Below are 9,892 nucleotides of genomic sequence, written 5' to 3' on the forward strand. Positions count from 1 at the left end.
TCAGATCCTTTCGGGAAAGCGATAGATGCCGGCAATCTTCCGCCGCCATCCCGGCACCAGCGCCGACAGCGTCACCGCAGATTGCTCATAGGCATGGATGAAGGCATTGGGGGCATGGATGAAGGCATCGGGGGTGGGACGATCAAAGCCCGGCCTGGACCGTGCCTGCGCATCACCGGGAGCGGGGTCTTCGGCCTGCCCATGCGCGACATCCTCACCCGGTAGTAGTGACAAGATCCCCGCATGTTTCGCCGCCAGATGCGGCCGAAAGCGAAACAGCACGAGATCGCCTGGCAGGCTCTCCTCCCGAGATGGCACAATCCGAAAATGCCGATCGGCGGCGGCAAGCAACCGCTCCTCGCCCGCCCGCTCCGCCCAATCAGACGCATATGCCGGCACTGCCTCAGGCTCCCGCCCATAAAGCTCGCGCCAGATCCCTCGAACCAGCCCCAGACAATCGCAGCCCACCCCCTTCACCGCCCCCTGATGCCGATAGGGCGTACCGATCCAGCACCCGGCAATCGCCAGGACTTGTGCGTTGACGGACATGGAAGGCTCCGGGTTGGGAGGTAACAACTGCGAGGCGACAGGTTTGGAAATGACGACGCAGCGATCAAACAACGCGAGGGCAGCGCAAAAGGCCTGCGAAACCATTTCCCCTCACCCTGAGGTGCCCTCGCTCCGCGAGGGCCTCGAAGGGTCGAGGCCAAGTACAAGATCCTTCGAGGCCCCTGCGCTGCAGGGGCACCTCAGGATGAGGGTGACCTTGCCTCGCAGCCACCCACCTCCCCCTTGAGGGGGAAGGTCGCGCGGAACGCGCGGGTGGGTGTGATCCCTTGGAGCGAAACCTCACCCCACCTCGGACCTCCGGTCCGACCCTCCCCTCAAGGGGAGGGTGTTGGCAGGTCCCCGGCTCTCACCCTGCAGCCCGGCTCACGCGCCGATAGCTCACCTGCTGGTCGGGCCCGATTAGCCCTGCGGCCATGTTGCGGTAAATGCCATATTTGAAATAGACCGAACTCGTCGCCGCCGGCAGCAGGGCAAGCCCAGTCGCCTTCATCACCGTCCGCCCGTTGACGGACGCCGCCACCGCGCCTGCCGTCACATGCCAGGTGAACGCATAGCTGAAGGTGTTCCATACGCCCTTGGTCACGGTCACTGGCGTCTCGTCGAAAACGCCGGTCTCCTTGTTGTTGAGGCAGATCGTGAAAACGCCCTCCTCATAGCGGTTGAAGACGCTGTCATAGGACCCGTTATGCCATTGCCCGAGCGTCTGCTTCGGGCTCAATTCGGGATAGTCCGCCGGGATCTTCAGGTGGAAGGCGTAACGCCAGGTCGAACCGACCGCGTCCTCCGTCGTCACGCGCGCCTCTGTGCGCTCGCGATAGTTCAGGGCATCGCTGCCATCTGGCCCATTCCAGTAATCGCCGGCCTTGACCAGGAAGGTCTCGACACCGCTCACCCTGGTATAGCGGCTCTCGTCAAGCGCCTGAACATAATAGGAATAACCGTCTCCGTCGGGGCAGATGATCTTCATGGGGCAATGTCCTTTCATGCTTGCGGGAATGTTGCGCCGAGTGGCCGGCGGCCACTTACCTCCCCCTTGACGGCAGAGAGGGGTTCGGCGGCCATCAGCGATAGAGCACTCCGCCGTCATGGGTGCTGTCGCCGCTGACATAGGAATAGGCGAAATCGCTTCCCGGCATATGCGGAAAACCACGGAAATTCAGTGGATTGCCAAACTTCGTTCGACAGGTGGAAAAACTCTTGTCGCAGCCGACCGTCAGCGTCACCGCATCACCCGGAGCCGGCCTTGCCTCCAGCGGCAACCAGAGCCGGAGCGTCACGAGACCACCCGTCCCCGCCCCGCTCTCCTCGATCGCCAGACGCCGACCTGACAGCACACCGCTGTCAAACCGCAGATGCCCGAGGCGGAAATGCCCCTCGCTGAGATCAGGCAGTCCCGAGATCGTCAGCCGGTCTGCCGCCAGCACCTCGGCAACGACACCCGCCACCCGCCGATTAGCCAGCCCCATATCCACCCGGCAGCGGCTGTCCCCCAGATCCGCATCGCAACGCCTGTTGTAGATCCGCCCCTCCGGCTGCTGCAGGCGGTGCGCGAAGTTCCGAAGCTCCGCCGAAAAGCCCGGCCCCGCCCTGTTGACCTCGCCGATTTCCTGCACCGAAATCAGCGCATGCTGTTCTTCTGGTGCCTGCCAGTTGACGAGGAAGAGCTCGACCCGCGCGCCGTCATAACGGCCCGCCGCCAGATCCGCCTCCGATATTGCCGCACTCGAAAAGCCGCCGCGCACCTCCGCCCCCGGGGCCGCCAGCCCGCTTGCACTGCTTGCCTCCGTCGCGGCAAAACCGGTGCCCGGCTCGAACACCGTCGCGTCAAACGCAAGCACCTGATCATGCTCGGTAAACCCGAGCCGGAAACCATCCCTGCAGGTCACCCGCCAGGCGCGGCACAGCGTCGTCTCGCCGGTTGCCACATGGGCCGCGAGCGCTTGGGATAACCGTTTCATGGAATCACCTCGATCAGCGGAATGGAGGGAATGCGCCCGGCGCGGAAGGCTTCGAGGTCGATCTCGATACGGTCGGTGTCGAAACGAACAGGCACATCATAATCGAAGCCCGCCCGGATCTCCGCGCCCTCGTCCGGCACATGGCCGGCAGCGAACGTCACAATCCCGGACGTCACGTCGACGGAGAAGCCCTCGATCCGCTCGACACCGTCAAGCGCAATCCGTACCGAACCGGCCACCGGCTTCATCACCGGACGCCGCTCGATCGCGGCGCCATCGCCATAGCTCTTCACAAGCTGGAAGACCGCCGTCTCGCCGTCGCCCACTCCGATCCACTGGTCGAGCGGCGTCACCGTCTCACCCGGCCGCGCCGAGGACCCATCGACGGGATCGCGAAAGCGGAACCCATTGAGCTGTCCGCCGCGCGCCTCGAAGAATTCCAGCACCGCATAGAGATCCGAAACCGAGCGCACGGCCGTCCCGACATCATAGCGTCGCCTGGAAAACCGCCAGCGCCGATTGCGCGCCTCGCGCCCGTTTGAAAGCGAAACAATATCCGTCTGCCGCCCCGGCCCGCCGCTTGATGTCAGCGACAGCCGCAGCGGAAAGCGCTGTTCATGAAAGGCCATACCCGCCTCCGTTTGGTTGACGTGTGAAGATGAGGATGCTTCGAGGCCGGCTCACGGGGCATCTCAGCGCAAGGGCGCCGCGTGCGGAGGCGCCAAACCGCACCGCCGGCCTCCCCATGTCCCCGCCTGCGGCGAGAAGGTGGCCAGAAGGGCCGCATGCGGGGCACATCCTACTGCCTACTGCCTACTGCCTGCTGCCCCCGCATCCTCACAGCCCCCGCCGTCCGCGCCCGACCGAGCGCGCCAGCATCGCCGTGATCTGCCCTTCGCTCCTGGCAAAACTCGCCGCATCCGTCGCCGTCACCTGGAAATGAATGACGGTGCCCGCCCCCGTGCCATCCGCCGCCACGCCGAGCGCACCATCGGCACCGCGTTTCAGCGGCAGGATCGCCTCGGCGCCCGCCTCACCCATCAGCCCGGTTCCGCCTGGCATCGGAAAATAGGTGGGCGCGGAGACCACCCCCCCGTCGGCAAACGGCATGACCCGCCCCGGCACGCCACCTGCCGCATAAGGGGTCACGCCCCCACCGAGCGCTGCACCAAGGCCGGAGGTCAGCCCGCCGATCAGATTGCCCGCAGCGTCGCCGAGCAGGTTTTCGAGCGGCTTCAAACCGGCGGACAGCGCGATATCGGTCAACCGCAGGCCCACGCCGCGCAACACCTCCTCCAGCCCCTTGCCGCCAGTTGCCGCCCCCTTCAGCGCCGATGTCAGCGCCCGCCCGAAGCGTTCGGACTGGCTCTCGAGATCGCCGAGCACGGCCAGTGCCTCGCTGCCGTCGAGATCGACGGAGAGTGCGAGTGTATCGTCATCGGTCATGGAAAATGTCCTTTCCTGGACCCGGTGTGATCTTAAACAGCGCGTCAGACTGCACTCGCCCCTGAGGCGCCTCGCATCCCCGGGCCTCGAAGGCGACTACTTCCTGCAGGGCGGCGCTTGCGCTAAGATGGCACACGGAGAACGCAGATGAACCGCATGCAATCGCTGATCGCCGAAAGACTGGAACCGCGCCGCGCGCAGGCGTTGCGGCTGGTCGACGCGATCATCCGGGACGCAGCGAACAGCGGTCTTCTCATCATTCCGATCGGTTCCTTGGCACGTGGCGAGTTCCGCATCCATTCTGACATCGACCTCCTGGTGAGGGCACCGCTTGACGCCAGTCGTCGCCTGCGCGCCGAGCAGATCGTCGCGAACCATCTGCGCGGGACAGACATTCCCTACGATCTCATTTTCGAAGCCGACCTGGATGCCGACAGGGTCGAAGAGCTTTTGCATGACGCCCTTCACGCTTGCTGAATTCTCCCGTCTTTCATCTCGACTCGATCGCTGCGAACGGGAACTCGGGCAATTGGGCGATTTTTTCGATCGCCATCGGGAGGATATCCTCTTGGGCGATTGGGGTGCCGTCTCGGCTGCCTCTCTGGGCGTGCACAACGTCTATAACGGGATCGAGGATATCCTGATGAGTCTCGCGCGCGATCTTGATGGGTCCGCACCGACAGGGCCAACCGTCCACCAGGACATTCTCGACCAGATGGCGGCGGAACTGGCAGGCTGTCGGCCGGCCCTCCTACCCCCGGCTCTGCATCTGGAGCTGAGCGAGCTCAAGGGTTTTCGCCATCTCGTCCGCCACAAATACGGCTTCGACCTCAAGCCGGAAAAGGTGGTCGACAATGTGCAGCGGCTGCAACGCGCCTATCCCGTGTTTGCGCAAGAATTGACCGACCTGCACGATCTTCTCGCTGCCCGTTCCCCCTTGCTCTGAGGCGCGACACCGTCGGACCTCGAGAGTAGAGGCCGAGGATACAATCGGCTGGGCTTTCCGCGTCGCATTCTCCTCTTTTACCTGCGATCTCGGTGCTCTCTGCCTTGCTGCGGGGAGAGCGGCGCGCGCATTGCTGGCCGCACCTCGCCAGTCTCTCCGCCTGCGGCCAAAAGGTGCCGCTTACGCTAGGCGCAACCTGTCGCGCCTAGCGTGAGCGGCAATCCCCTCAATCCGGAAACCGTGCCATCAGCGCCTCCACATCTCGGCGCGACAGGCCCGCCGGTTGCCCGAAGGCCCCCGCCATCGCCGCCAGTTCGGGCAGGCTCAAGCCCCAGAAAACCTCGGGAGAAAGCCGCAGGCGGGAGAGACCCAGCGTCATCGCCGCTCCCCAGGGAAACGGCCGCACCTTCGCCTCACGCCCGCCTGCGGCTCTCAAGGGGACGCGGCAGCCTCGCCACCTGTCTTCTCCTGCGCCCGCCCCGCAAAAGCAGGAGCAGCCCCACCCGCTCCCGCGCCAAATGTCACCGTCAGCAGTTCGCCGACCACCTTTGCCGCGCCCGCGACACCTCCCTCCACCGCCATCTCGGCCACATCGGCATCCGAGAGCCGGTTTCCCCCGCCGCGCAGGCCGCAGGCAAGGATGCGGGTGAGATCGGCGCTCTTCAGCCTGCCGCTCGAAAACCGCGCCGCAAGATCGGCCAGGCTGTCTGCCCCGAAAGCCGTCTCCAGTTCGGCGAGCGCCCCGAGCGTCAGGCACAGAATGCGCCGCTCGCCATCGATCACAGCCTCCACTTCGCCGCGATGGCGGTTGGCGCGGTTCACCGTCACCGGCTCCCCCATCTCCCGTTCATAGCCCCGCATGGCCGCCTCACAGCGCCGCGAAGGAAACGGCACCTGCCGATTCCAGCGCGATCTCGAAACTCACCTCGCCGTCGTGATTGCCGGCATAATCCAGGGCCGTCACCTGAAACGGCGCGGTCACCGTGCCGAAATCCGGTATCACCACTTGGTAATTGAGGATCGACCCGGCAAAGAAGGCGGCCCTGATCAGCGCATCTGAAGCCGCATCCTTGAACAGGCCCGAGCCCGTCAGCCCGGCTCGCCGAACACCCGCCCCCTCCAGCAACTCGCGCCAGCGCCCGGCGCTCTCGCTATCGGTGACATCCACCGACTGCGCGTTGAACGACAGCCGCCTGGCCCGCAAGCCCGCCACCGTCATAAACCCCGCCCCATCCTCGACCTTCAGCAACAGATCCTTGCCCTTCTGCGCACCCATGGCGTCTCTCCTTGATGATGTGATTCTTTAACGGCGGTGGCGCGCTCCACCTCCCCCTTGAGGGGGGAGGTCGTCGCGAAGCGGCGGGTGGGGGTGACCAGCTTAAAGCGCAGAGAGTTCCGGGACCCACTCCACCCCGGGACCTGCGGTCCGACCCTCCCCCTTAAGGGCAGAGTGGAGGCAACATCTCCGTGTTCCCCCCAACCTGAGGTGCCCGGCAGCGCCGGGCCTCGAAGAGCGAGGCCACGTCGGCGTCCCATCTCCCCCCTTGCGGGGGAGAACGGAAAATCGAAGGCTTGGGCGAGCGCAAGCCGCCTAAACTTCAGATTTTCCAAGAGAGGGGCAAGGTTCCGTGGGCGAGAACCCCACCGAGCCCCCCTCTTGCGATTTCTGATGTTTGGCCCTGATCGGGCTAATTCATCGAAATCGCCATCTCCCCCGCACGGGGGGGAGATGGCCCGAGCCCCGCCCCAAAAGCGCTCCGCACACAAGATTTCGCCCTATCGCCCGCCCACGGTCGCGCCTAGAAAAGACACCCGACCACCTGCAATGCCCGAGTCCTTTCATGAACATGCCCCGGATCACCCTAGTCGCCGCCCTTGCGGTCTCGCAGATCCTTGGCTGGGGCACGACCTATGAAATGCCGGCGGTGTTCGGCCGCGCCATGGCCGCCGATCTCGGGCTTGCCAATGAAATGGCCTTTGCCGGCCTCACGGTCATGATGCTCACCATGGCCTTTCTCGGCCCCTGGACCGGCCGGATGATCACCCGGCACGGCGCGTCACGCGTGCTTGCCATGGGCTCCATCCTGATGGCCGCAGGTCTCACCATGCTGGCGCTCTCCACCGGCCTGCTCACCTATGCCCTTGCCTGGCTGATCCTCGGTGCCGGCGGCTCCTTTGCGCTGACGGTGCCGGCCTTTGCCGCCGTCGTCGAACGCGAGGGCCGCGAGGCGCGCCGCGCCATCGGCATCCTGATGATCTTCACCGGCCTCTCATCCGCCGTCTGCTGGCCGCTCTTGACGCTGGCCGGCGAGGCCTTCGGCTGGCGCGGCGCACTCTTCGCCGCCGCCGCCGTGCAGCTTGTCGTTGCCCTGCCGATCCATCTGGCGCTCGGCCGCATCGCCATCACCCGCTCGGACGAAGACCGCGCCGCAGACGCTGTCGAGCCTCTCGCGCTCAGCCGCCGCATGGCCACATCAGCCTTCCTGCTGATCGCGCTGTCGACATCGCTCGCCAGTCTGATGACCTTCGGGCTTTCGCCACAGCTCCTGCATATCCTCGAACTCTCCGGTGCCACGCCGGCGCTGGCTCTGCAGCTCGGGTCGCTGCGCGCCGTCTTCGGCATCACCGCCCGCGCTTTCGACCTTGTGCTCGGCAAGCACTCCTCGCCTGTCACCACGGGCCTTGCCGGCACCGCCATGCTGACAGGCTCCACCCTGCTCCTGATCTTCTCCTCGGGCACACCGTCGAGCCTGCTTCTCTTCACCGCGCTCTATGGCTTCGGCTCGGGCGTCACGACACTTGCCCGCGCCACCCTGCCGCTGTCCTTCTTCTCCGCCAGCCGCTTCGCCCGCCAGTCGGCCCGCCTGTCCTTGCCGCAAAACCTCGCAAACGCCCTGGCCCCCGTGCTGATGACGGCCGTTATCGATCGCGCCGGCATCCATGCCGGCCTCTTCCTCGCCACCGCCTTCGCCGCCACCGGTTTTGTCGCCATCCTGGCACTGGCGGCGATTGCGCGGCAGGGGCGCAGGGACAGCGAGCCGGCGACCGTCAGCCCCTCCCCCTGAGGGCGCCACCCCTCACTCCACCACCGCCCGAAAGCTCGCATCGGCAACAAACAGCCCTGCCTTCACGTCTCGTCGGCTCACCGTGCGGCGATGCCTGACATTCACCAGCCTGAAGCCACTAAACCCTTCCGGCACGGCTTCCACGATCCGGCGAGCCGCGTCCGCCAGCCCCTCCGCTTCGCGCCGAGACACCGCGCTCCAGGCCTCCAGCGTCAGCAGGATTTCGGCCCCTTCCGCCTCGCCGGTGGAATAATCCCGGGTCTCGACAGCCCCCACCGCCAGCGCCGGAAAACGCTGTGGCCGCACCGTCCGGTCGCTCAATCCCTGCGGTCCGAGCGAAAGCGCCAGGCCCGCATCCGCCTTCACCGCCTGTTGAAGCGCCGCCAGCAAGGCATTGACTGCTATGCTCATCTCCTGTCTCCCCGATCTCCCGCAGGCCCGGCACCGACCGCCCCAGCCCCGGCCCCGGCATCGGCATCGGCTCTGGCCTTATCCGCAGCCTCACCGGCAACAGCATCCCCGGTCTGTCGCGCCAGCCTGTCCGCCAGAGCACGCCTCAACATCGCGGCGAGCCGCATGCCCGTCTCCTCGAGCGCCATGCCTTGCCGCGTCCTTTGCCGAATCCCTTGCCCTGCCCCGCTCATCCCGTCACCTCGCGGCACAGTGCCAGCTGAAACCTTCCGCTCTCGTCGAGATCGCGCACCGCCTCGATGTCGAAGACGCGCGCCGCTTTGCGAAACCGCTGTCCGGGACCAAGATCGTCGCGCGCCCGCACCGTCACATGATGCGTCACACCAGCGACAAGCCCCGGCCCCCTCTCCTCCTCGGCAAAGCTGCGCGGCTCGATCAGCGCCCAGACGCGCGCGCGTTCGACGAAGCCCGTCACCGCCCCGCCCTGCCCGTCGTCTGCGGGCTCCGGCCGTTCCAGCACCAGCCGCGCCGTCAGCCGGCCGGCATCAATATCCATCATCGCCATGGTCAGAGCCCCCGCCGGCAGAAGGGTGCAATCAGTCGGTCGTAACCGGGCGGCATCACCGCCGGCTGGGCCTCGGGCGCCACCACGCCGCGACAGGCATACATCGCCGCCACATGCGTGAGCATCGCCCGTCTCAGCGTCTCCGGCACATCCTGGCCGCTCTCGCCGAAGCCGGCTGAAAACTCCACCTCGATCCCGTTCAACGCCCGCCCCGGCTGCGGCACTTCGCGCAGCCAGAGCCGCGCCGGACGCGCCTCGCCATCAAGCAGATGCCCGTCGAGATCAACCGCCCGACCTTCGCCGTCGCCGTCATAAACGGTCACTGCCATCACCGCGCGCACCGGCCCGCGCGGGATCGTGACGATCCCGTCCTCCGGCCAGTCATCCCGGCAAAGCCGAAAATCCCGCGCCGCCAGCACCAACCCGGTCTCGCGCTCCAGATGCTCGCGGGCGACGATGGCAAGCGCCGAGAGAAGGTCGTCCTCCTCCTGGCTGTCCAGCCGCAAATGCGCCCGCATCTCGACACGGGTCAGCGGCTCCACCGCAGGCGGAGTGAGTTCGATGATTGTCATTGCGGTATCCTTCCGTTTGAGAATGCGGCGGGATCCAAGGCGACCGCCCCTCATCCGCCTCCTGAGCGGGTCGAAGCGTACCCTCCTTCTCCCGCAGGTGAGGAAGAAGGAGGGCACGCAGCCAGCCGTATTCGCTCTTCTCCCCATCGGGGAGAAGGTGCCGGCAGGAGGATGAGGGGGAGCGAAGCTCAGGCTCAATGTTCGACGCCATGCCGAACCGCCCCCTCACCTCGCCTCCGCTGCGCTCGGCGATCCTCTCCCCGAGGGGAGAGCGACTGTCTTGGCAGTCAAGCGTTTTGCCATGGTTTTTCGTCCCGGATGATGGCGTTGAGGATGGTGAGCAGTTTGCGCATCGTGGC

The 9,892-nt window shown here is 66.1% G+C and carries 14 protein-coding genes; 3 read left to right on the forward strand and 11 right to left on the reverse strand.

Annotated elements, in window-relative coordinates; genetic code table 11:
* The 5 genes from J2045_RS20760 to J2045_RS20780 form a co-directional block, all read right to left on the reverse strand.
* The gene (locus tag J2045_RS20760) at positions 1-549 is read right to left on the reverse strand and encodes an NlpC/P60 family protein (protein WP_307376653.1); all 549 of its coding nucleotides are present in this window, start codon (positions 547-549) and stop codon (positions 1-3) included.
* A 367-nt stretch (positions 550-916) separates the two neighbouring features.
* Positions 917-1,537: a heparin lyase I family protein gene (locus J2045_RS20765; RefSeq protein ID WP_307376618.1), complete on the reverse strand. Its 621-nt coding sequence runs from the start codon at positions 1,535-1,537 to the stop codon at positions 917-919.
* 94 nt (positions 1,538-1,631) lie between these two features.
* A complete protein-coding gene (locus J2045_RS20770; RefSeq protein WP_307376621.1) occupies positions 1,632-2,528 on the reverse strand; it encodes a phage/gene transfer agent baseplate hub protein in 897 nt (298 codons plus the stop codon).
* Complete coding sequence (locus tag J2045_RS20775; protein WP_307376624.1) at positions 2,525-3,157, reverse strand: DUF2460 domain-containing protein; 633 nt, start codon at positions 3,155-3,157, stop codon at positions 2,525-2,527. The genes J2045_RS20770 and J2045_RS20775 overlap by 4 nt, the downstream gene beginning before the upstream one ends.
* A gap of 208 nt (positions 3,158-3,365) precedes the next feature.
* Positions 3,366-3,974 carry a phage tail tape measure protein gene (locus J2045_RS20780; RefSeq protein WP_307376627.1) on the reverse strand — a complete coding sequence of 203 codons (609 nt, stop codon included), beginning with the start codon at positions 3,972-3,974 and terminating at the stop codon, positions 3,366-3,368.
* Between the two features lie 147 nt (positions 3,975-4,121).
* Here J2045_RS20780 and J2045_RS20785 point away from each other — a divergent pair, with 147 nt between their 5' ends.
* Together J2045_RS20785 and J2045_RS20790 are read left to right on the forward strand one after the other, a co-directional pair.
* Complete coding sequence (locus J2045_RS20785) at positions 4,122-4,451, forward strand: nucleotidyltransferase domain-containing protein (RefSeq protein ID WP_307376630.1); 330 nt, start codon at positions 4,122-4,124, stop codon at positions 4,449-4,451.
* Entirely contained in the window at positions 4,429-4,920 is a 492-nt protein-coding gene (locus J2045_RS20790) for a ribonuclease toxin HepT-like protein (protein WP_307376634.1), read from the forward strand. The genes J2045_RS20785 and J2045_RS20790 overlap by 23 nt, the downstream gene beginning before the upstream one ends.
* A 226-nt stretch (positions 4,921-5,146) precedes the next feature.
* Here the strand turns inward: J2045_RS20790 and J2045_RS20795 are convergent, their stop codons facing one another.
* From J2045_RS20795 to J2045_RS20805, 3 genes are read right to left on the reverse strand one after another with little or no spacing between them, the layout of a single operon-like run.
* Positions 5,147-5,326 carry a rcc01693 family protein gene (locus J2045_RS20795; RefSeq protein WP_307376636.1) on the reverse strand — a complete coding sequence of 60 codons (180 nt, stop codon included), beginning with the start codon at positions 5,324-5,326 and terminating at the stop codon, positions 5,147-5,149.
* 26 nt (positions 5,327-5,352) lie between these two features.
* Positions 5,353-5,760 (reverse strand): gene transfer agent family protein, encoded by a 408-nt coding sequence (locus tag J2045_RS20800; protein WP_370873185.1) that lies wholly within the window; start codon positions 5,758-5,760, stop codon positions 5,353-5,355.
* Between the two features lie 28 nt (positions 5,761-5,788).
* Positions 5,789-6,196: a phage major tail protein, TP901-1 family gene (locus J2045_RS20805; RefSeq protein WP_307376641.1), complete on the reverse strand. Its 408-nt coding sequence runs from the start codon at positions 6,194-6,196 to the stop codon at positions 5,789-5,791.
* A 565-nt stretch (positions 6,197-6,761) separates the two neighbouring features.
* Between J2045_RS20805 and J2045_RS20810 the strand changes: the two genes are divergently transcribed.
* Positions 6,762-7,985, forward strand: a complete 1,224-nt coding sequence (locus J2045_RS20810; RefSeq protein WP_307376644.1) for an MFS transporter — start codon at positions 6,762-6,764, stop codon at positions 7,983-7,985.
* Positions 7,986-7,997: 12 nt separating this feature from the next.
* Here the strand turns inward: J2045_RS20810 and J2045_RS20815 are convergent, their stop codons facing one another.
* The 3 genes from J2045_RS20815 to J2045_RS20825 all read right to left on the reverse strand — a co-directional run bounded on the left by J2045_RS20815 (position 7,998) and on the right by J2045_RS20825 (position 9,533).
* Complete coding sequence (locus J2045_RS20815) at positions 7,998-8,396, reverse strand: DUF3168 domain-containing protein (protein ID WP_307376646.1); 399 nt, start codon at positions 8,394-8,396, stop codon at positions 7,998-8,000.
* Positions 8,397-8,625: 229 nt separating this feature from the next.
* Positions 8,626-8,961: a phage head closure protein gene (locus J2045_RS20820; protein ID WP_307376648.1), complete on the reverse strand. Its 336-nt coding sequence runs from the start codon at positions 8,959-8,961 to the stop codon at positions 8,626-8,628.
* Positions 8,962-8,963: 2 nt separating this feature from the next.
* Positions 8,964-9,533 (reverse strand): head-tail connector protein, encoded by a 570-nt coding sequence (locus tag J2045_RS20825; RefSeq protein ID WP_307376649.1) that lies wholly within the window; start codon positions 9,531-9,533, stop codon positions 8,964-8,966.
* Between the last annotated feature and the right edge of the window lie 359 nt (positions 9,534-9,892).

This window comes from Peteryoungia aggregata LMG 23059 (assembly GCF_030814435.1).
In the GTDB taxonomy this organism is placed as follows: Bacteria; Pseudomonadota; Alphaproteobacteria; order Rhizobiales; family Rhizobiaceae; genus Allorhizobium; species Allorhizobium aggregatum.